Raw genomic sequence first — 19,680 nt, 5'->3', positions numbered from 1 at the left:
GGTTCCGCCAATATACTGCTCATGCCCACTCATTGGTTTTTTCTTCTTCAAGGAACCACGCATGAACAACCACACTATTATTATCATTGCCCGTATCTTAATCACCCCGCTGTTTTTATATAGCGGCAGCGGGAAAATAATCAACTTCACCGATAACGTGTTAAAAACGCCGTTTGGCGATATGCTTATTGGCAGACTGATGATTATTTTTGCCATTGCCATTGAGCTGGGTGGCAGCATTGCATTTATTGTTGGTTATCGGGTAAAAGAAATATCGCTGTTATGGATCTTCTATATTTTTCTCACCAGTATTATGTTCCATCAATTCTGGGCGGCAAGTGGCCCCCAGCAAGCCGGACAAGTGATTCAATTCACCAAAAACATGAGTATTTGCGCCGGTCTGCTCTGTTTCTACCTGCTGGCGCGCGAACCACAAAAATCATAGCCAGCAAAAAGCCGCCTTGCACGGCGCCTTTTTCAATATCTGAATAATTACCCCCGGTCTTTAGCGAATGAAAGATCGGGGGTTATTGCACGCGATTATTTATACAGAATCGCATTACCATAAATATACTCATCGCCACCGGCGGAGATGATTTTATAGTATTTCGCATTATCTTTTTCAGCGGCTTGCTGAACTTGCGCTTCGAGATCCGCAACCGTATCGGCTTTGGCAATTGAAATGGTACCCATCGGCACCAGGCCACTATCGTCGGTGACCGGTTGCGCGGCATACGCGCCGAAAGAGATAGCACTAAACAGTGTTGCAGCAAGCACGGTGTTAATAATGGTTTTCATAATAAAGCTCCGCATAAAAGAGGGGGGGATAATGATGTTTCAACGTAAGCGATATTACGCAGCGCATGCTGACCAGCGGCTGACAGTTTTATAACAACTTTGTCAGACTGGCGTTATTTACAGGATTAGACATTTCTTTGAATAAAAGAAAAAATGGACCGCAATGCATAATCAAACATTCACCCACAGCGAAACGAATTAAAGAAAATAATTTGTGGTGTAGTGACGTGTAATAAAGTGTGAATGCTGTAACGCTTAAGCCTGGAGTTTTCCGACAATCCCGGTAAAGCCGATATTCATCGCTATGCTTACTGAACGACTTTTTCATTCAGTATGGCAACGGTAATGCCGCTGATAACGCATCACGACGGAGGTAACATGAAAATAGTAATGGTGCTGACATCCCACAGCGAACTGGGTAATACCGGTAAAAAAACCGGTTTCTGGCTTGAAGAGTTCGCCGCCCCTTATTACGTATTCAAAGACGCGGGCGCCGAGGTTGTGCTCGCCTCGCCCGCCGGTGGTCAGCCACCGCTCGATCCGAAAAGCGATCTGCCGGATTTTCAGACCGAACTGACCCACCGTTTTAAAGCCGACCCGGCGGCCCAGCAGGCGCTGGCTAACACCGTTAAACTCGATAGCATACGCGCCGGGGATTTTGACGCTCTCTTTTACCCCGGCGGCCACGGCCCGCTGTGGGATCTGGCCGAATCCGACACCTCGATTGCGCTGATTGAAGCATTTGAACGTGCCGGTAAACCGGTGAGTTTTGTCTGCCACGCGCCGGGCGTGTTGCGCCATGTGAAAACCGCCGCCGGCGATCCGCTGGTGAAAGGACGTAAAGTGACCGGCTTTACTAACGGCGAAGAAGCGGATGTTGAGCTGACCAACGTAGTGCCGTTTCTGGTGGAGGACGAATTGATATCGCTCGGCGCGAAGTATGACAAAGGGCCGAACTGGGCACCGTTCGTCGTCGAAGACGGGAAACTGATCACCGGGCAAAACCCGGCCAGTTCCGAAGCCGTGGCGAAAGCGTTAGTCGCCATGCTGAGATAATGCGTGTTGCCGCCATTACCCGCAGCGTAATGGCGGCGCCTCACAGCCCCTTTTTGCGCAGCTACGCAGTGCCATCCAGAAATAGTTGAACCGTACTTATCCCCGCCTGCCCCACCTCTTTAACGATAAATTGCCCAAAATGTGAAGGCCCGCAAAGCACCAGGTCAACCAGAGACAATTTTGGAGCCTTATGAAATACCCGCACCGATAACCCTCCCGTATACTTGTTTCAACCGAAGAAAAAAGTCATTTTGGTTAGGCGCACCGCCAGTACGAAGAGAGAGAAACGAGTCCGGCTGGCGGATCATCGGACAATGAGGGTCGTTTTTATGGAAAAGAAACATATTTACCTGTTTTGTTCTGCGGGCATGTCGACATCATTGCTGGTGTCGAAGATGCGCACCCAGGCGGAAAAATATGAAGTCCCGGTCATTATTGAAGCATTTCCCGAGACACTCGCAAGTGAAAAAGGCCCGCAGGCCGATGTTGTTTTATTAGGTCCACAAATCGCCTGGATGTTACCGGATATCCAGCGTCTGCTTCCCAATAAGCCTGTCGAAGTGATCGACGCCTCGCTGTACGGCAAAGTCGATGGTTTAGGTGTTCTGAAGGCCGCCGTGGCGGCAATAAAAAAAGCCGCCGCCAACTAAACGTTTTGCGTTCGCTTATCACACAGTGATCCCACACATTCACCGCGATGTTGCATTGCGGTATTTAAGGGTATTTTTCTATGAGTAATGCCATTGCTTCACTTGAAAAGATACTGGTGCCTTTTGCGGTAAAAATCGGCAAACAGCCACATGTTAACGCCATTAAAAACGGCTTTATCCGCTTAATGCCGTTGACCCTCGCCGGGGCGATGTTTGTCTTAATTAATAACGTGTTCCTGAGTTTTGGCGAAGGATCGTTCTTTTATTCGTTGGGCATTCGGCTGGATGCCTCGACCATTGAAACGCTGAACAGTTTTAAAGGCATCGGCGGCAACGTCTATAACGGCACGCTGGGCATTATGTCGCTGATGGCCCCCTTCTTTATCGGCATGGCGCTGGCGGAAGAGCGCAAAGTGGATGCGCTGGCCGCCGGGTTGTTATCGATTGCCGCGTTTATGACCGTCACACCGTATAGCGTCGGTGAATCTTACGCCGTTGGCGCCAACTGGTTAGGCGGGGCGAATATTATTTCCGGGATTATCATTGGCCTGGCCGTGGCGGAAATGTTCACCTTTATCGTGCGACGCAACTGGGTGATCACCTTGCCAGACAGTGTGCCAGCTTCGGTGGCGCGCTCGTTCTCCGCGCTGATCCCCGGTTTTATTATTCTGTCGATTATGGGGATTATCGCCTGGGCGCTGAATCACTACGGCACCAATTTCCATCAAATTATCATGGACACCATCTCCACGCCGCTGGCTTCGCTGGGCAGTGTGGTCGGCTGGGCATATGTACTGTTTGTGCCGCTGCTGTGGTTTTTCGGCATCCATGGTTCGCTGGCGCTGACCGCGCTGGACAGCGGCATCATGACACCATGGGCGCTGGAAAATATTTCTGTCTATCAACAATATGGCTCGGTTGAAGCGGCGCTGGCAGCGGGTAAAACGTTCCATGTCTGGGCGAAACCGATGCTCGACTCCTATATCTTCCTGGGCGGCAGCGGCGCAACGCTGGGGCTGATTATCGCCATCTTCCTCGCTTCACGTCGCGCAGATTACCGCCAGGTGGCGAAGCTGGGTCTGCCTTCCGGCCTGTTCCAGATTAACGAACCGATTTTGTTCGGCCTGCCGATCATCATGAACCCGGTGATGTTTATCCCCTTCATTCTGGTGCAGCCGATACTTGCCGCCATTACGCTGCTGGCCTACTACACCGGCTTTATTCCACCGATCACCAACATTGCACCGTGGACAATGCCAACCGGGCTGGGCGCATTCTTTAACACCAACGGCAGTATCGCCGCGCTGCTGCTCGCGCTGTTCAACTTAGGCATTGCAACGCTGGTTTACCTGCCGTTCGTGATGGTCGCCAACAAAGCGCAGAACGCCATTGAGCAGGAAGAGAGCGAAGAAGATATCGCTAATGCACTGAAATTCTGACCGAACCCGGCGGGCCCCCCGCCGGAAACCACGCGAGGAGCAACGATGTTCGAATTCGATACCGTCCTGGAGAGCACCACCCCGGCCGATGAGCTGGAAGAAGTGGTGATGGGCTTAATCATTAACTCAGGGCACGCGCGCAGCCTGGCCTACACCGCGCTGAAACAGGCTAAACAGGGTGATTTTGACGGCGCAAAAGCGCTGATGGAGCAATCAAGGCTGGCGCTCAACGAAGCACACCTGGTGCAGACTAAACTGATTGAGGGCGATCAGGGCGAAGGCCGGATGAAAGTGAGCCTGGTGCTGGTGCATGCGCAGGATCATCTGATGACATCAATGCTGGCGCGCGAGCTGATAACGGAACTGATTGAGCTTCACGAAAAACTGAAATAACAAGGAGTGAATAATGCAGCCTTCGATCAACACGCTGGGGATCAAAACCGTTCACGAACAGCAGTTGTTTAACGGTAAAAATTTCCATGTGTTTATCTACAACAAGACGGAGAGCGCCAGCGGGCTGCATCAGCACGACTACTACGAATTCACGCTGGTATTAACCGGCCGCTATTACCAGGAGATTAATGGTAAGCGCGTGCTGCTTGAACGCGGTGATTTCGTTTTTATCCCGCTGGGCTCGCACCACCAAAGTTTCTATGAATTTGGCGCGACGCGGATACTCAATGTGGGGATCAGTAAACGCTTTTTTGAACAGCATTATCTTGCCCTGCTGCCATTTTGTTTTGTCGCCTCGCAGGCCTACCGCGCCAGCAGCGCTTTTCTGAGCTATGTGGAAACCGTTATCGCCTCACTCAATTTCCGCGAAACCGGGCTGGACGAATTTATCGAGGCGGTGACCTTTTATGTCATTAACCGCCTGCGCCACTACCGTGAAGAGCAGGTGGTGGATGACACACCGCAGTGGTTAAAAACCACCATTGAGTCAATGCACGATAAAACGCAGTTTGGCGAAAACGCGATGGAAAATATGGTGCAGCTGGCGGCGAAATCGCAGGAGTATCTGACCCGCGCCACCCGGCGTTATTACCGCAAAACGCCGATGCAGATCATCAATGAAATCCGCATTGATTTTGCCAAGAAGCAGCTGGAAATGACCAACTATTCGGTCACCGATATCGCTTATGAGTCGGGTTACAGCAGCCCAAGCCTGTTTATTAAAACATTCAAGAAAATGACCTCATTCACCCCCAATAGCTACCGAAAAAGGTTAACGGAAATCAACCAGTAACGGCGTGCGGGCTGAACGTTTTACACCACCGTGTCTGACACGAAGGGAGAAATCATGAAGCAGAAATTAAAAGTCGTCACCATCGGCGGCGGTAGCAGCTACACCCCGGAATTACTGGAAGGGTTTATTAAGCGCTACCACGAACTGCCGGTCACCGAATTATGGCTGGTCGATGTAGAGGACGGAAAAGAGAAGCTGGATATTATTTTCGAACTTTGCCAGCGCATGATTGATAAAGCCGGCATCCCGCTAACACTGTTTAAAACGCTGGACCGCCGCGAAGCGCTGCGCGAGGCAAATTTTGTCACCACGCAACTGCGCGTCGGCCAGCTTAAAGCCCGTGAGCTGGATGAGCGTATTCCGCTAAGTCACGGTTATCTGGGCCAGGAAACCAACGGTGCGGGCGGGCTGTTTAAAGGCTTGCGCACCATTCCGGTTATCTTCGACATCATCAAAGATGTCGAGGAGATCTGCCCGGATGCGTGGGTGATTAATTTCACCAACCCGGCGGGAATGGTCACAGAAGCGGTGTATCGCCACACCGGTTTTAAAAAGTTTATCGGCGTGTGCAATATTCCGGTCGGCATGAAGATGTTTATTCATGACGTGCTGGGTCTTAGCAGCAGCGATGATGTTGCCATGGATCTGTTTGGCCTTAACCACATGGTGTTTATTAAAGATGTGCTGGTTAATGGTGAATCGCGTTTTGCGGAGCTGCTCGACGGTGTGGCCTCCGGCAGGCTGAAAGCCTCCTCGGTGAAGAATATTTTTGACCTGCCTTTTAGCGAAGGGTTGATCCGCTCACTCAACCTGCTGCCCTGCTCTTATCTGCTCTATTACTTTAAGCAAAAAGAGATGCTGGCGATTGAGATGGGCGAGTACTACAAAGGCGGCGCGCGGGCGCAGGTGGTACAGAAAGTCGAAAAACAGCTATTTGAGCTGTACAAAGATCCTGAGCTGAAGGTGAAACCGAAAGAGCTTGAGCAGCGCGGCGGCGCGTACTATTCCGATGCGGCCTGTGAAGTGATCAACGCTATCTATAACGACAAGCAAACCGAGCACTATGTGAATATTCCGCATCACGGGCATATCGACAATATCCCGGCGGACTGGGCGGTAGAGATGACCTGTACGCTGGGGCGCAACGGCGCAACACCGCACCCGCGCGTCACCCACTTTGATGAGAAAGTGTTGGGGCTTATCTACACCATTAAAGGTTTTGAAGTGGCGGCCAGCAAAGCGGCACTCAGCGGCGAGCTGAACGATGTCTTGCTGGCGCTGAGCCTTAGCCCGCTGATCCACTCCGATCGCGACGCGGAAATTCTGGCGCGTGAAATGCTGCTCGCCCACGAAAAATGGTTGCCAAACTTTGCCAGTACCCTTGCGCAACTGAAAGCTGAACATCATTAACCGGGACGGGCTATGGAATGCTTATTGATTGTTAACGCGGATGATTTCGGTCTCAGCAAAGGGCAGAACTACGGCATTATCGACAGCTTTCGCCATGGTGTTGTCACCTCAACGACCGCGCTGGTCAACGGCGATGCGGTGGAGCATGCCGCCGGGCTGAGTCAGCGCGAGCCCTTGCTCGGCGTCGGCATGCATTTTGCGCTGACGTTAGGTAAACCGCTGACGCCCATGCCCGGACTTACGCGTGACGGGCAACTGGGGAAATGGATCTGGCAGCTGGCGCAGGAGGATGCGCTACCGCTGGAAGAGATAGCCGGTGAACTGGAAGCACAGTATCAACGGTTTATTGCCCTGTTTGGCCGGGAACCGACGCATCTGGACAGCCATCACCATGTGCATATGATCCCGCAGATCCTGCCCATCGTCGCAGCGTTCGCCGCACAGCGCGGCGTGGCGCTGCGCATCGATCGCCCCGCGTTGCCGCCAGATTTCGGGCTACCCGCCACACTGCGCACGCCCCAGGGCTTTAGCAGTGCGTTTTACGGCGAAGCGATTTCCGAAGCGCTCTTTTTACAGGCTCTGGATGCATCTAACGCACGAGGAGAAAGCTCGCTGGAGATCATGTGCCACCCGGCGTTTATCGATAACACCGTGCGCCAGAGCAGTTACTGTTACCCGCGCTTAACGGAACTGGACGTGCTGACCTCGGTGTCGTTGAAATATGCAATTGCCGAGCGCGGCTACCGGCTGGGGAGCTTTCTCGATATTTAACCCACGCGTTGCGGTGCACTTTTGCGCCGCAACGTTGAGCTGTTACCACCACACTTCGGCCTGAACGCCCACCGCCAGTTGATCTTTTTTCTGGTCACCAAACTGGAAATGGCTGATGCCGTTATCCTGCGCGCGAAGATACGTCGTATAAAAACGGATCTCCGGTCGCGAAGCCAGCAGGCTGGTGTCAACTTTCAGCGCGTGGTAGAGCGTGGTTTTATAACCCTGCTCATGATAGTTCACGCCCTGCTGCTTGTTGGTCTGCGTAAACCATCCCAGCTCCACCCCGGTCTGGTTATAGCTGTCCCAAATCCACGCCGGGCGCACCACCGCACGGAAGCTGTGATAATCCGTATGCGCGCCGGTATCGTAACTGTAAATATCGTTACCCGCCGAGTAGATCAGCGCATGCGCCATTACCACATGGGAGAACGGGTACGCTTCGCCCTGCGAGATCAGGCGAAACGCTTTACCGTAGCTGTGCTCGCCATAGTAGTTGTCGCCATAACCATACGTTGGGCTGGGGCCAAATGGCTGAGCAAAGCCGCTGGCGAGCGAGTTATCCGCCGCCTGTACGGTAAACTCCTCAAAACCGCCCGCACTAAGCGCCTGGCGAACAACCATACCGGCCAGCCACGCGTCTTTAATGCTGTAGTAACTGCCGTTATCCTCACGGTTTTTATAAGTGTCGGATTTGTTTGCCACCGAATAACGGGCAAGCAGAGCCAGCGTCGCGTTATCCCACAGCGGGATATTGTTGTAGCGCACATCGAGCGTATTGGTATTCACCTGCAGCGCCTCGCTGGCGGCAGGATAGTTCACCGCATGGGCATTCAAATCCTGACGCACCAGCGCGGCATTGATCTGCCCTACGCCAAGTTGCCAGTTTTCAATGCCCACACCCGCGCCGCTCTCGGTGAGGTGGCTTTTCCAGTCCAGCATCTGGATTTCATATTTCGGTAAGTTGTGTTTACCGACCCAAAAGTCCGCTTCCGGCGCAAAAGGGAGAAACCCTTTGGTGGTCAGATAAATATCAGAAAATTGCAGTCGGCTTTCTGCATCTTTATCAAACCAGGCGTCGCCATATTGCTCACCCACATTGCCGTCGAACAGCACCACCGCATGGGCTGTTTTTCCATTCTGGTCGTAGACGCGTTGTTTGAATTGCAGATCGAACCACGAGGAATATTCATTCCCAAATCGTCCGACGGATCCAACGGCATAAGGTTGTGGCGATCCATGACTGGCAGCGCCCCAACCGGAACGAAGATAGCCGGAATAGGTAAAACCGATATCTTCTTTGACAACGTTGCTAATCTCTTTCAGCGTTGGCGCTGTTTTTTCCGCTGCGGCATTGTTTGTGATTTGTTTATTAACGACCGTCGTTACAGGTTTATTACTTTTATTTTCGGATTCAGTTTCCTGATACTGTTTTAATGCCGCTTTGGTCTGTGATAATTCAACGGCATTTTCCTGTAACTGTTTTTCCAGCTGTGCCAGGCGCTGTTCAACCGTCAGGCTTTGCGACCAGGCACTACCGCAGATGGCCGGGATAAACAGCACAAGCAATGTTTTCTTCATTGAAAATTCCCTTTGTAAATAGCAAGCAAATAAGTGAGTGGCATGCGTTACGTGAATAAATCCGCTTCTTCATAAATAAAAACCATGAAGAAGCGGGAGAACGCTTAATAAGCAAAATTCTAATTATTATCTCAAATATTCCCTGGAGATGACGCAGAGGTGCTACATCGATAACAATAGTCATGCAGAGCGAATATGGGTGTCCACTGTGAATTCCACTCTATTTGATCTATCTCGCAAAATTAATGCGAAAACAAAAGGATATTACATTGTTCTGTAAACGGCATTCCTAACAGGAAATAATATAATCCTAAAGTTTTATTTTATTATTAACCTGTCATTTAAAAGACTCAGCTAATAATAGTGATAAATGGATTACGTAACGTGAAGGATTTATAGAGGCTTTATGAAATATCAGGAAATATAAGCAGCGTACTGGAATAAAAAACAGGGATAACTGCGTTGCGGCCAATATAACCATCCTGAAAAAATCCACGTGCCACCGTGGATTTTTCGCCAACGCTTAAATCCAGTCCTCTACCGCGCCATCGAGCGGACGCAGCGGCGGCGTAATCCGTTCAATCTCCTCTTCAATATCAAATTCTGTGAGATCCTCCGCCGTGGCTAACAAAAAAGTCTGGCCTTGCGGGGAGATCCATTCAGAGATGAAATATTGCTCCTTGCGTGACAGCTCGATTTTCTGCTGCCCTTCCCGGTCGAAAAATTGCCCGTAACGCTCATCATGCTTTGATAAGTTCAGCCCCATGGCCGGGTAAACACCGCGCCACACCTCGCCATGATGCTTACCGCCCAGCACCAGGTACTCCTGCATAATCTTCTTGCTCATCCGCGCTCCTCACCATGCTGTTTCTTTTAAGCGTAGACAACTCTCCGCCCGCCCTTTGAAAAGCGCACGCGACAAGCCTGAGGCTTACAGTGAAAACAACACGGCGACAGACGTCACCAGATGTCCCAAATCACGCCTATAAACGTCATTTAAGACATGCAGGGTTTGCTTATGATGCTTCCATCGCATTCATTGCTGAACCCAAGGAGTCTTGCATGACCATCGCTACACAACCGCACAAAGGCACGGCTGTTATCACCGGCGCATCAACCGGTATTGGCGCGATTTACGCCAACCGCCTGGCCAGAATGGGCTATGACCTGATTATCGTCGCCCGTAACCAAAACCGCCTGAACCAGATGGCCAGCCACATCACGGCGGATACCGCCCGCAATGTGGAAGCCGTCGCCGCCGATTTAAACGATGCCCAACAACTGCGGGCGCTGGAAGCGAAGCTGCGTGAGGATGCCAGCATCACGCTGCTGGTGAACAACGCCGGCGTCGGGACACACACGCCGCTGTTATCCAGCGATGTCGATCAGATGGAGGCGATGATTAACCTCAACGTTACTGCCCTGACCCGCCTCACATACGCGGTCGTTCCCGGTTTTGTGGCACGCGGCGCGGGCGCCATTATCAATATCTCCTCGATTGTCGGCATCGCACCGGAACTGCTGAACGGGGTCTACGGCGGGACGAAAGCCTTTGTGCTGGCGTTTAGCCAGTCGCTGCATCATGAACTGGCGGAGAAAGGCATTCAGATCCAGGCCGTGTTACCCGGCGCAACAGCAACGCCTTTCTGGGACAACGGCGGTTTGCCGCTGGAACAGCTGGATAAATCCATTGTGATGAGTGCTTACGACCTGGTCGACGCCGCACTGGTTGGCTTCGCCCAGGGTGAGCTTGTCACCATCCCCTCACTGCACAACGACGCGGACTGGCAGGCAATGGAACAGCGCCGACAGGCCATGCTGCCCAATCTCTCCAGCAACGTACCGGCTGAGCGCTACCGCCCGGCTACCACGCACTGAACATCCATTTCAAACAGAGGGCTTTCTTTATGAAACTGACAGGCAATACGATTTTTATTACCGGCGGCACTTCAGGCATTGGCCGTGCGATGGCGGAAAAATTTCACCAGTTGGGCAATAAAGTGATCATCTCCGGGCGGCGAAAAGCGCTGCTGGATAACGTCACAGAAGCCAACCCAGGCATGGATTCCGTGGTGCTGGACGTCACGCAGGCCGCAAGCATCAAAGCGGCGGCGCATGAGGTGCTGTCGCGCTACCCGGCGCTGAACGTGGTTATCAACAATGCGGGCATTATGCCGTTCGACAACCCCGCCGGGGAACTTGATGACGCGATGGCCACCACGCTGTTAGACACCAACTTGTTAGGCCCGGTGCGGGTAAGCGCGGCGTTTATTGAGCATCTGAAAAAGCAGCCGGACGCGGTACTTATCAATAACAGTTCGATTCTGGCGTTCTTACCTCTCGTCAGTAACGCACTCTATTCAGCGACCAAAGCCGCGATCCACTCCTACACCTTGTCCCAGCGCTTCCTGTTGAAGGATTTTGGCATCAAGGTTATTGAAATTTCGCCGCCGTGGGTGGATACCGACCTGATCTATAAAAGTGGCGACACCCGTGCGATGCCGCTGCCGGACTTTATCCAGCAGACCTTCGACAAGCTGGGCACCGATACCATTGAAGCCATTGTCGATAGTGTGCTGCCCGCGCGCGCCAACCCTGGTGCGAATGAACATGAGATGGTCAACGCCTTTAACCAGGCGATGGTGGACAACCCGATCCCTGTGGCGTAATCGAATTGCGGGGCCTGGGCCCCGCAGCAGGAGTGAATGATGAATAATCGGTTATCTCTGGCGCAACGACGCGCGCTGTGGGCGCTGAGCCTGGCGTATTTTATTCAGGCCACGGGGGCGCTATCGGTAGCGGGCAGCCTGAGCGCCATCTCCCATGAATGGGGGTTAAGCGATGGTCAAAGCGCGCGTTTACTCGCTATTTTCGGCCTGACCTTTGCCATCAGCGCACCGCTGGCGCAGGTATTTCTGGGTCATATGATGCGCAAATACCAGGTGCTGGCCGGGATGCTGGTGTTCGGCCTCGGGGCGTTTATTTTCGCCATCGCCCCCGATTACACCGCGCTGGTTATCTCCCGTGTGGTGATGGGGCTGGGCGCATCGCTGATTGGCCCGGTGCTGGTGGCGCTCGGCGCGGAACTCGTCACGCAACATGAACGCGGCAGCGCTATTGCCACGATCCTGCTCGGCGTCTCCATGGCGAGTATGGTCGGCATTCCGCTGGCGGCGTGGATCGCAAATGGTTGGGGGGCAAGAACGTTATTTGCCCTTGTCGCGCTGGTGAGTGTGCTGACCGCGCTGGCCGTCTGGTTCTCGGTGCCGAACATCGTTAAAGGGGTGGACATCCGTTTACGCCAGGTGGGACAGGTATTAATGGATGGCAAATCGCTGGCGGCATTTTTGGTGGTCTTTTTCATTACCTCCGGCGTGTATGACATGTATGCCTTTATTTCGCCGATGATCCGCGATCGCTGGCAGGGCGATACCGCCAGTGTTTCGGTTGCGCTGACGGTGATTGGTGTTGCCGGGATTTTGGGGAACTTGTTTGTTGGCCGCGCCGCACGCCGTTATAGCGCCGAACGGTTACTGGTCACTGGCATCACTATGCTGGTGCTGGATATGCTGCTGCTTATGATCCTGCCCGGTAAGCTGGCGCTGCTCTATTTGTTACTGGTGCTGTGGGCGTTTTCTACCGATCTTCTGTGGCCAACCCAGCAGCGGCGGATTGTCGAGATCGCGTCGGCGGCGACACGCGGGATCTCGCTCGCCCTGACCAGCGCATTTATGTTTTGCGGCATTGGTTTTGGCTCGGCGGTCGCTTCATGGCTCTATCCGCTGTTCGGCTTTTATGGTGTGATGCTAAGCGCAGTCCTGTTTTTACTGTTGGCGCTTATCAGTTTATGGATCTCTGAACGATTACGCGTTCGGAGCCAGGCTTTGCAGGCCGCCAGCGCATGTTAAAGGGTGTCGCGATGCACAAAATTGGATTACTTATTTCCGACCATTTTCAGATGCTGGCGCTGTCCACCTTGACGGTGTTTGAGTTCGCCAACATGGTTGCCGGTGAAGCATTTTATCAGCCAACGGTCTACTCAGAATTCGGCGGCACTGTTTATTCCTCATCCGGTATTGGCGTCGAGTCCCGAGCGCTGGAAAGCGTCACGCAAATCGACACCTGGCTGGTCGCGGGTGTGCTGTCGCCCGTGGATGAACCGGCCAGCGCTGGCATTGTTCACTTTCTGCAAACCACCGCGCTACAGGCGCGCCGCATCGCGGGGATCTGCACCGGCGCATTTGTGCTGGCGCAGGCAGGTTTGCTGGAGAAAAAGCGCGCCACCACGCACTGGGCGCATGCCCGAAGCCTGGTGCTGCAACATCCTGACGTTCAGCTTGAAGACGATCGTATTTTTATTATTGATGATCGTATCTGGACGTCCGCCGGAATGACGGCCGGGCTGGATATGGCGCTCGGCATGGTGGAAAAAGATCTGGGTGCCGAGGCAGCCCGTGTCGTCGCGCACCGGCTGGTGATGAATCAACGCCGCTCCGGCGGGCAGACGCAGCACTCTGAAATGCTGGCGCTGGCACCGCGCTCGGATCGGCTGCAAAGCGCGCTGGAGTACGCCCGCAATAATCTGAAAAAAGCGCTGACGGTGGAACTGCTGGCCGATGCGGTTCACGTGAGCGCCCGCCAGCTCAGCCGCCTGTTTCGCCAGGAGACGGGCAAATCGCCAGCGAAAGCGATTGAAGGATTACGGCTGGAAGCGGCGAGGCTGATGATTGAGCAAAGCCGGCTTTCGCTGGATACAATTGCCCGTGAAGCCGGTTTTCGCGATCGTCGCCATATGCGGGAAGTTTTCGTGCGTGGTTACGGTATCCCGCCGCAGTCGCTGCGCACCGGTCGCTGAGGTTTCATACCGATTTTCATTCCTGCGGTGAAAGAGCTAATGCCAGAAATGGGTTTTTTATGCTGGCAGGCGGCGTAGACTAACCTGAACTTTCTCATGAAATCAGGAGCATAAAATGAACGATACCGTAACGGTTGTTGCAACCATTACCGCCCATGCCGGTAGCCGTGAAAAGGTGGCCGGGGCGCTTAAAACCGTTGAACGCGATGTGCAGGGCGAACCGGGTTGTCTCTCTTATCAGCTACATGTCAACCGTGAAAACGACCACCAGTTCGTGATGATTGAGCGTTGGGCATCGGCAAAAATGCTGGAGCAACACAGCCAGGCCGCGCCATTCAGGGCGTTAGTCAGCGCCATTGACGGGCTCGCCGATCTTAACGTCATGACCCTGAGCAGCGGTGCTTAATCATTGATGGTTTTCAGTGAGCAAAATCTTTAAACGGGTTGGCGATTTTTGCCAGCCCGTTTTTGCATGCACAGCCACTATGGCTGAGGCGTTTGCAGATGGGTTCGGCTTTTTCGGTATTGCGCGGGGCTCACACCATACAGCCGCTTAAACCCTTTCGAAAACGAGGACAGCGAAAGAAACCCGCATCGTTCGGCGATGGCGTCGATAGTTAAACCCGCGTGCGTAATGAGTAACTGCGAGGCCATCGCCATACGCAACTGGGAAAGCCACGCCTGCGGCGTAAGCGGATAGCTGCGGGCAAAATAGCGGGCAAATGTCGCGCGGGATAAAAAACATCGTTCGGCCATGGTTTCCAGCGTCCACGGGTGCGCAGGATCGGCGATGACGGCCAGCAACGCGGGAGCAAGCCGTTTATTGCTCATCAGCCTGAGCAGACCGGCGGGCGGCTCATGTAGTGCGAGCAACAGACGCAAGATCAGCGCCAGCAGCGTATCGGCCAGCCCTTTGGCAATCGTCGCATTCCCCGGCAACGAACCGAGACTTTCCCGCACCAGCATCATCAGCAACATTTCCAGTTCAGGACACGCCTGCCAGTGGTTTGTTTGCAAATGAATAAGGCGGCTTTCATGGGCAAACAACCAGCCGCTGTGCGGGCCAAAATCAAATTCACCGCACAGCACTTCCACCGCTGCGCCCTTCGCCGGGCTTCGGACTTCTGTCAGGATGCCGTTGTCATGCTTTAGCGCCGGAACAATCTGCCCCCACTCGACCAGGCTCTGAAGCAGATGCGGCGAACCGTGGGGAAGCAGGAGCACATCACCTGCGCACACATCCACATTTCTGCCTTCTACCACCAGCCTCGCTTCGCCGTGCAAAACCACATGCCAGGGCACCACGCCAGGCGCGAGTTGTTGATGGTCGGCTTCCCACCGCCCGGCAAAGCGGCAGTGGAGGTTTACAGCGCATAGTGGCGCCAGCATCGCAAGCAGTTGGCTGAGGCTATCCACACTTCCCTCTGAGACGATAAGACAAAAAATAGAGACGATGTATAACAGTTACCCGCAAGCTATCTCCCTATGATGAGCACATCGCCGATACGGCGGAACCCATACACTGACAGGAGATAATCATGAGCCGTTTAACATCCATTCAACCCGAAAACGCTACCGATAAAACCGCCGATCTTTTCGGTGCCATTAAGAAAGCGATGGGTAAAGTACCTAATGCCTACCAGACCATTGGCATTGCCCCGGATATGCTTGCTCAGGCGTTACAACATAATGCCGCACTGGCAAAAAGTTCGCTGAATAAAAAAGAGCTGGAAGCAATCAACTTACTGGTCAGTGAAATTTCCGGCTGTGACTACTGCCTGGCCGCGCATACGTTAACAGGAAAAATGGCGGGTTATAGCGTGGAACAAACGCAACAGCTGCGCCGTGGCGAATTCCCTGAAGATGCGCACATTGACGCGCTGCTGAAATTCGTAAAAACCGTGGTCACCACGCACGGTACGCTGCCGGCAGAAAAAGTTGAACCTCTGCGCAGCGCCGGTTTCGCGGATCGTCAGATTGTTGAGATAATCAGCGCTATCAGCGCCATTCTGTTTACCAATATGATTAACCGCGTCAACGACACGGTTGTGGATTTCCCGCAAGCCGCCGCACTGTAACGCTCCGCCAGGCCTCCCCATTTGCGGGAAGCCTGGTTTTTCCTTCCCGTTTCCAGGCCCCCATACGTCGTTATCATGCCGCCCTGGCAGAGCGATCGCGAACCACAACCACAAAAGACTCACTCATACCTTTCGCGATAATGAACATCCCTGACCAATGAGCACGATGTACGTTATACGATCATCTGCTGAGTGCAAAAACGCCCATGACTAACGCAACGGCGAGTTAAAAAACCGGGAGCTGGTCGGCGAGTTTTACTCATTTTCCAGCCAGTCAATGAAGAACTGGGTAAAGGCGGTAACCGGCAGCGGCTGCAACCGTCGCTGCGGATAGACAAATTGCAGCCCGACATTTTTTTTATCAAAGCGGCTGAACCCAATAAAACTTTCAGCAAACAGCAGGTGCAGCCTCCCCTGTTCCACATCGCGCTTTACATCCCACCATGACTTGCTGGCAATCCCCGCATCCGCCAACACCCACTGGCGGAGTAGCGCGCCATCGTCGCATACCATGGCTGGGGTAAAGCGTACTGCGCTCTGTTTACCGTCATGCTCAAAACGCCATTCGTTCATGACCATTCCGCGCAGTTCCAGCGCAAGGCATCGGTGGTTGTGCAGATCCTCAATGGCCGCTGGTGTGCCTGCCATCCGGAGATAGTTAGTGGAAGCGACCAGTACCCTGTGATTCGGGCGGATATTTCTGACGACCAGGCTGCTGTCTGGCAGGTTTCCGAAGCGAATGCTCATGTCCAGACGATTGGCGACCAGATCGGCGACATTTTCGCCCAGGTATACCGAGCTTTTCACTGCCGGATGCAGCCGGGAAAAATCAAGCAGGGCCGGGCTGAGATACTGTCGGCCAAAATCGGAGGGGGCCGAAATGCGAATATTACCGCTGAGCACCCCTTCTTTTTGTGTAAGCAGCGACTCAGCATGGTTCATTTCATCCAGTACGCGCAGTGCCGCGTGATAGAACTCCTCACCCGCACGCGTCATGGTAATAGCGCGGGTGGAGCGGTGGAATAGCCGGGTCTGATAACGCTCTTCAATCGCCTTCAGCCTTGCGGTCATGGTTGCCGGCGAAAGCCCCATCCGGCGACCGGCGGCCGAAAGCCCGCCCGCCTCCACCACGGCAACCAGCAGTGCCATATCTTCAAGCTTTCCCATTATTCAGTAATCCTGAAAAGAGAATCATATTTTAATGCCATTATCAAAATATCTGACGCCGCGTAAAGTGCTTTTAAAGATTCATTACGGGGGACAGAAAATGGGAAATCGTACACTTTTTGAGAGCTACCACCTGAAGGCGCTCAGCCTGAAAAACCGGATCGTGATGGCGCCGATGACGCGGGCGCGGGCGTTACAGCCGGGAAACGTTCCTTCCGCATTAATGGCGGCTTACTACCAGCAGCGTGCCAGCGCGGGATTGATCATTACCGAAGCCACGCAGATTTCACCTCAGGGGCAGGGGTACTCCTGGACACCTGGTCTGCACTCCGCTGAGCAGGTTGAAGGATGGCGGCTCACCACCGAAGCCGTTCACCGTGCAGGCGGGATTATCTTCTCCCAGCTCTGGCACGTTGGGCGCATGTCATATGCGGGTTTCCATAAAGACGGCAAACCGGTCGCGCCGTCTGCGCTCGCGCCCGATGCCCAGGTATGGGTGGTGGATGAGCAGGGTGAAGGACATATGGTCGACTGTCCGGTGCCGCGGGCACTTGAGCATGCCGATATTCAGCAGATCATTGCTGATTACCGGCAGGCCGCAGTAAACGCTATTAACGCCGGTTTTGATGGTGTTGAGGTGCACGGCGGTAATGGTTATCTGATCGATCAGTTTCTTCGCCGGACATCAAACAAACGTACCGATGAGTATGGCGGCAGCCTGGCTAACCGGATCCGTTTCGCACAGGAGGTGCTGGAAGCCATCAGCGACGCTATCGGCAATACGCGCACGGGCATACGCCTTTCCCCGTTCATCACCCAGCGCGGAATGAACGACCCGCAGGTGACTGACGCGATCCTCGCGCTGGCGGCATGGTGTGAAAAGAGAGGTATCGCCTATATCCACCTGGCAGAGGCTGACTGGGACGATGCCCCGCAGGTGCCTGATGATTTTCGTCAAACATTACGCGCCACCTTCAGCGGCACGCTTATCGTCGCCGGAAATTATACCCAGGACAAAGCGGACAAACTCCTTAAGGCGGGTCTGGCCGACCTGATTGCCTTTGGCCGCCCGTTCATTGCCAACCCTGACCTGCCGTACCGGCTCAGGAATCACCTTCCCTTAGCGACCGTAAACAATCCCGCCACGCTCTTTGGCGGAAGCAGCGCAGGCTATACCGATTATCCGTTCTACAAAACCGACGAGGCGTAAAGTGATGGCGAAAAAAACATTAATCATCGGCGGGGCTTCCGGTATTGGCTTTGCTGTGGCCCGCGCGCTGGCTGAACAGGGAGGAAGCCTGATCCTTGCCGGAAGGAACAGTGAAAAGCTGGCGCGAGCCAGAGAGTTGCTGAGCCAGAAAAGCGCATCTGTGGATACTGTCGTCCTTGATATCAGCAAAGAGGAGGAGGTGATCCAGCTTAGCCAGACGCTCGGAGAGGTAAATAACATTATTGTGACGGCGGGATCGCATGCACCAGGCGGGGTGCTCACGTCACTGAATCTGAACGAGGCCCGGCTGGCTTTCGACACCAAATTCTGGGGCAGCATCCATGTTGCCAGGCATCTGAGTAAAAATATCCATGCCCGGGGCACTCTGACGCTGACCAGTGGCTTTGTTTCCCGCCGCACTGTTGCGGGCGCTATCGTCAAAACCACCATGAACGCGGCTCTGGAGTCAGCCGTTAAGGTGCTGGCGAAAGAGCTTTCTCCGCTGCGCGTAAATGCGGTGAGCCCGGGGCTGACAGATACCGAGGCGCATGCAGGCATGGAGCCTGCTGCCCGCGAAAAAATGTTGCTGTCTGCCGCTGAAAATCTGCCGGCAAAAGCCTTCGGGCGGGCAGAGGACATCGCAAAAGGCTATCTGTTCGTGATGGACAATCCCTTTGTCACCGGAACCCTGCTGGATATCGAAGGCGGCGCGCTAATTAACTAAACCTCACGTTTATCTGCGGGCGGCTGAAATGCGCCCGGATCACCTGTTTCTCTGAGGCTAAATAAAGGATCTTTTTATGAATAAGTTAAGGTTTTACTCTTTCCGGCTGGCGACGCTTATGCTGCTTCCTGTGACCAGCGCTGTGTTTTCTGCACCGCTTGAGCTGGTGAAACCCCATGAATTGATTGCGGAAAGCCACTTATCATCCGCCCACGTAGCTGCACTTGAAACCGTCGCAAGGCGTTACGCAACATTCTGGGATACCGGCGATGAAGCCCTGGCCCGTGAGGCGCTGGCCGATAATTTTGTCGACAAGACACCGCCTGAAGGCCGCAAACAGGGGCCGGAAGGCGCGCTTCTGGCTTCCCGCGCCTTCCGCACCGCCGTCCCGGATCTGCGTTGCGAGGTTGAGCAGATGATCGTTGCAGGCGATCGAGTCGTATCGCACCTTCATTTCCGCGGACATTTCACGGGAACCTTCGGCAAACTGAAAGGTAAAGGCCAGCAGGTGGATTTTATCGCGACGGATATCTACCAGGTCAGGAACAATAAAATTATCGCGAACTGGCATCTTGAAGATAATCTGACCCTGATGAAACAACTGGGTGCGTTGTAAATGGCTGCCGGGGAAGGATGATGCTGTCAGGCAGTAGGGCAAGGGTTGGGATATTTCATTAAACACCAGCACTTATTTT

Annotated in this window: 22 protein-coding genes; 17 read left to right on the top strand and 5 right to left on the bottom strand. The window is 53.7% G+C overall.

All coding sequences use genetic code 11. The features are described from left to right. Positions 1 to 61 precede the first annotated feature (61 nt). Complete coding sequence (locus O3S68_RS15305) at positions 62 to 445, top strand: DoxX family protein (protein WP_045511094.1); 384 nt, start codon at positions 62 to 64, stop codon at positions 443 to 445. A 95-nt stretch (positions 446 to 540) separates the two neighbouring features. Here the strand turns inward: O3S68_RS15305 and O3S68_RS15300 are convergent, their stop codons facing one another. Further along, positions 541 to 798 (bottom strand): YdgH/BhsA/McbA-like domain containing protein, encoded by a 258-nt coding sequence (locus O3S68_RS15300; protein ID WP_097407311.1) that lies wholly within the window; start codon positions 796 to 798, stop codon positions 541 to 543. A gap of 378 nt (positions 799 to 1,176) precedes the next feature. Here O3S68_RS15300 and O3S68_RS15295 point away from each other — a divergent pair, with 378 nt between their 5' ends. From O3S68_RS15295 to chbG, 7 genes are all read left to right on the top strand, one after another. Continuing rightward, complete coding sequence (locus O3S68_RS15295) at positions 1,177 to 1,854, top strand: type 1 glutamine amidotransferase domain-containing protein (RefSeq protein ID WP_045511097.1); 678 nt, start codon at positions 1,177 to 1,179, stop codon at positions 1,852 to 1,854. A gap of 314 nt (positions 1,855 to 2,168) precedes the next feature. After that, positions 2,169 to 2,504, top strand: coding sequence for a PTS sugar transporter subunit IIB (locus O3S68_RS15290; protein ID WP_071925221.1), 336 nt, complete (start codon positions 2,169 to 2,171; stop codon positions 2,502 to 2,504). 80 nt (positions 2,505 to 2,584) lie between these two features. Next, positions 2,585 to 3,943 carry a PTS N,N'-diacetylchitobiose transporter subunit IIC gene (chbC, locus tag O3S68_RS15285; protein ID WP_020455001.1) on the top strand — a complete coding sequence of 453 codons (1,359 nt, stop codon included), beginning with the start codon at positions 2,585 to 2,587 and terminating at the stop codon, positions 3,941 to 3,943. 45 nt (positions 3,944 to 3,988) lie between these two features. Then, positions 3,989 to 4,336: a PTS N,N'-diacetylchitobiose transporter subunit IIA gene (chbA, locus tag O3S68_RS15280; RefSeq protein ID WP_249880871.1), complete on the top strand. Its 348-nt coding sequence runs from the start codon at positions 3,989 to 3,991 to the stop codon at positions 4,334 to 4,336. A 13-nt stretch (positions 4,337 to 4,349) separates the two neighbouring features. Further along, positions 4,350 to 5,189, top strand: coding sequence for a transcriptional regulator ChbR (chbR, locus tag O3S68_RS15275; protein WP_017459239.1), 840 nt, complete (start codon positions 4,350 to 4,352; stop codon positions 5,187 to 5,189). Between the two features lie 54 nt (positions 5,190 to 5,243). Then, positions 5,244 to 6,599 (top strand): 6-phospho-beta-glucosidase, encoded by a 1,356-nt coding sequence (locus O3S68_RS15270; protein WP_269231850.1) that lies wholly within the window; start codon positions 5,244 to 5,246, stop codon positions 6,597 to 6,599. A 12-nt stretch (positions 6,600 to 6,611) separates the two neighbouring features. Then, a complete protein-coding gene (gene chbG / locus O3S68_RS15265) occupies positions 6,612 to 7,370 on the top strand; it encodes a chitin disaccharide deacetylase (RefSeq protein WP_269231849.1) in 759 nt (252 codons plus the stop codon). Between the two features lie 42 nt (positions 7,371 to 7,412). On the opposite strand, the gene O3S68_RS15260 is transcribed toward chbG, so the two are convergent. Together O3S68_RS15260 and O3S68_RS15255 are read right to left on the bottom strand one after the other, a co-directional pair. Then, positions 7,413 to 8,951: a carbohydrate porin gene (locus O3S68_RS15260; protein WP_269231848.1), complete on the bottom strand. Its 1,539-nt coding sequence runs from the start codon at positions 8,949 to 8,951 to the stop codon at positions 7,413 to 7,415. 523 nt (positions 8,952 to 9,474) lie between these two features. Next, positions 9,475 to 9,798 carry a hypothetical protein gene (locus tag O3S68_RS15255; protein WP_017459235.1) on the bottom strand — a complete coding sequence of 108 codons (324 nt, stop codon included), beginning with the start codon at positions 9,796 to 9,798 and terminating at the stop codon, positions 9,475 to 9,477. 215 nt (positions 9,799 to 10,013) lie between these two features. Here O3S68_RS15255 and O3S68_RS15250 point away from each other — a divergent pair, with 215 nt between their 5' ends. The 5 genes from O3S68_RS15250 (at position 10,014) to O3S68_RS15230 (ending at position 14,212) form a co-directional block, all read left to right on the top strand. Next, positions 10,014 to 10,829, top strand: a complete 816-nt coding sequence (locus O3S68_RS15250) for an SDR family NAD(P)-dependent oxidoreductase (RefSeq protein WP_160268840.1) — start codon at positions 10,014 to 10,016, stop codon at positions 10,827 to 10,829. Between the two features lie 29 nt (positions 10,830 to 10,858). After that, entirely contained in the window at positions 10,859 to 11,620 is a 762-nt protein-coding gene (locus O3S68_RS15245) for an SDR family oxidoreductase (RefSeq protein WP_160268837.1), read from the top strand. Between the two features lie 39 nt (positions 11,621 to 11,659). Beyond that, positions 11,660 to 12,859, top strand: a complete 1,200-nt coding sequence (locus tag O3S68_RS15240; protein ID WP_269232024.1) for an MFS transporter — start codon at positions 11,660 to 11,662, stop codon at positions 12,857 to 12,859. A gap of 11 nt (positions 12,860 to 12,870) precedes the next feature. Further along, entirely contained in the window at positions 12,871 to 13,806 is a 936-nt protein-coding gene (locus O3S68_RS15235) for a GlxA family transcriptional regulator (protein WP_020455009.1), read from the top strand. Between the two features lie 115 nt (positions 13,807 to 13,921). Beyond that, positions 13,922 to 14,212 carry a putative quinol monooxygenase gene (locus O3S68_RS15230; RefSeq protein ID WP_017459230.1) on the top strand — a complete coding sequence of 97 codons (291 nt, stop codon included), beginning with the start codon at positions 13,922 to 13,924 and terminating at the stop codon, positions 14,210 to 14,212. 77 nt (positions 14,213 to 14,289) lie between these two features. Here O3S68_RS15230 and O3S68_RS15225 read toward each other — a convergent pair whose 3' ends face one another. Beyond that, a complete protein-coding gene (locus tag O3S68_RS15225) occupies positions 14,290 to 15,222 on the bottom strand; it encodes an AraC family transcriptional regulator (protein ID WP_269231847.1) in 933 nt (310 codons plus the stop codon). A gap of 122 nt (positions 15,223 to 15,344) precedes the next feature. On the opposite strand from O3S68_RS15225, the gene O3S68_RS15220 reads away from it, so the two are divergent. After that, positions 15,345 to 15,884, top strand: a complete 540-nt coding sequence (locus O3S68_RS15220; protein ID WP_269231846.1) for a carboxymuconolactone decarboxylase family protein — start codon at positions 15,345 to 15,347, stop codon at positions 15,882 to 15,884. A 255-nt stretch (positions 15,885 to 16,139) separates the two neighbouring features. Here the strand turns inward: O3S68_RS15220 and O3S68_RS15215 are convergent, their stop codons facing one another. Next, positions 16,140 to 17,051, bottom strand: a complete 912-nt coding sequence (locus O3S68_RS15215; RefSeq protein ID WP_269231845.1) for a LysR family transcriptional regulator — start codon at positions 17,049 to 17,051, stop codon at positions 16,140 to 16,142. 100 nt (positions 17,052 to 17,151) lie between these two features. Here O3S68_RS15215 and O3S68_RS15210 point away from each other — a divergent pair, with 100 nt between their 5' ends. The 3 genes from O3S68_RS15210 (at position 17,152) to O3S68_RS15200 (ending at position 19,601) form a co-directional block, all read left to right on the top strand. Then, positions 17,152 to 18,261, top strand: coding sequence for an alkene reductase (locus tag O3S68_RS15210; RefSeq protein WP_269231844.1), 1,110 nt, complete (start codon positions 17,152 to 17,154; stop codon positions 18,259 to 18,261). 4 nt (positions 18,262 to 18,265) lie between these two features. Then, entirely contained in the window at positions 18,266 to 18,985 is a 720-nt protein-coding gene (locus O3S68_RS15205) for an SDR family oxidoreductase (RefSeq protein WP_269231843.1), read from the top strand. Between the two features lie 76 nt (positions 18,986 to 19,061). Further along, on the top strand, positions 19,062 to 19,601 hold the full coding sequence (locus tag O3S68_RS15200; protein ID WP_269231842.1) for an ester cyclase: 540 nt from the start codon (positions 19,062 to 19,064) through the stop codon (positions 19,599 to 19,601). The last annotated feature ends 79 nt before the right edge of the window (positions 19,602 to 19,680 follow it).

It is taken from the genome of Kosakonia sp. SOY2 (assembly GCF_027109175.1).
Lineage (GTDB): Bacteria > Pseudomonadota > Gammaproteobacteria > Enterobacterales > Enterobacteriaceae > Kosakonia.
Note: the sequence above shows the minus strand (reverse complement) of the source record. Positions and strands in the feature narration are given on the sequence as shown.

What these genes read in the sequence shown, in the direction of transcription:
- O3S68_RS15240 (WP_269232024.1), top strand. Translation starts at nt 11,660, where the DNA reads ATGAATAATCGGTTATCTCTGGCGCAACGACGCGCGCTGTGGGCGCTG.
- O3S68_RS15260 (WP_269231848.1), bottom strand. Translation starts at nt 8,951, where the DNA reads ATGAAGAAAACATTGCTTGTGCTGTTTATCCCGGCCATCTGCGGTAGT.
- chbR (WP_017459239.1), top strand. Translation starts at nt 4,350, where the DNA reads ATGCAGCCTTCGATCAACACGCTGGGGATCAAAACCGTTCACGAACAG.
- O3S68_RS15220 (WP_269231846.1), top strand. Translation starts at nt 15,345, where the DNA reads ATGAGCCGTTTAACATCCATTCAACCCGAAAACGCTACCGATAAAACC.
- O3S68_RS15295 (WP_045511097.1), top strand. Translation starts at nt 1,177, where the DNA reads ATGAAAATAGTAATGGTGCTGACATCCCACAGCGAACTGGGTAATACC.
- O3S68_RS15305 (WP_045511094.1), top strand. Translation starts at nt 62, where the DNA reads ATGAACAACCACACTATTATTATCATTGCCCGTATCTTAATCACCCCG.
- O3S68_RS15200 (WP_269231842.1), top strand. Translation starts at nt 19,062, where the DNA reads ATGAATAAGTTAAGGTTTTACTCTTTCCGGCTGGCGACGCTTATGCTG.
- chbA (WP_249880871.1), top strand. Translation starts at nt 3,989, where the DNA reads ATGTTCGAATTCGATACCGTCCTGGAGAGCACCACCCCGGCCGATGAG.
- chbG (WP_269231849.1), top strand. Translation starts at nt 6,612, where the DNA reads ATGGAATGCTTATTGATTGTTAACGCGGATGATTTCGGTCTCAGCAAA.
- O3S68_RS15300 (WP_097407311.1), bottom strand. Translation starts at nt 798, where the DNA reads ATGAAAACCATTATTAACACCGTGCTTGCTGCAACACTGTTTAGTGCT.
- O3S68_RS15270 (WP_269231850.1), top strand. Translation starts at nt 5,244, where the DNA reads ATGAAGCAGAAATTAAAAGTCGTCACCATCGGCGGCGGTAGCAGCTAC.
- O3S68_RS15250 (WP_160268840.1), top strand. Translation starts at nt 10,014, where the DNA reads ATGACCATCGCTACACAACCGCACAAAGGCACGGCTGTTATCACCGGC.
- O3S68_RS15290 (WP_071925221.1), top strand. Translation starts at nt 2,169, where the DNA reads ATGAGGGTCGTTTTTATGGAAAAGAAACATATTTACCTGTTTTGTTCT.
- chbC (WP_020455001.1), top strand. Translation starts at nt 2,585, where the DNA reads ATGAGTAATGCCATTGCTTCACTTGAAAAGATACTGGTGCCTTTTGCG.
- O3S68_RS15210 (WP_269231844.1), top strand. Translation starts at nt 17,152, where the DNA reads ATGGGAAATCGTACACTTTTTGAGAGCTACCACCTGAAGGCGCTCAGC.
- O3S68_RS15245 (WP_160268837.1), top strand. Translation starts at nt 10,859, where the DNA reads ATGAAACTGACAGGCAATACGATTTTTATTACCGGCGGCACTTCAGGC.
- O3S68_RS15205 (WP_269231843.1), top strand. Translation starts at nt 18,266, where the DNA reads ATGGCGAAAAAAACATTAATCATCGGCGGGGCTTCCGGTATTGGCTTT.
- O3S68_RS15235 (WP_020455009.1), top strand. Translation starts at nt 12,871, where the DNA reads ATGCACAAAATTGGATTACTTATTTCCGACCATTTTCAGATGCTGGCG.
- O3S68_RS15255 (WP_017459235.1), bottom strand. Translation starts at nt 9,798, where the DNA reads ATGAGCAAGAAGATTATGCAGGAGTACCTGGTGCTGGGCGGTAAGCAT.
- O3S68_RS15215 (WP_269231845.1), bottom strand. Translation starts at nt 17,051, where the DNA reads ATGGGAAAGCTTGAAGATATGGCACTGCTGGTTGCCGTGGTGGAGGCG.
- O3S68_RS15230 (WP_017459230.1), top strand. Translation starts at nt 13,922, where the DNA reads ATGAACGATACCGTAACGGTTGTTGCAACCATTACCGCCCATGCCGGT.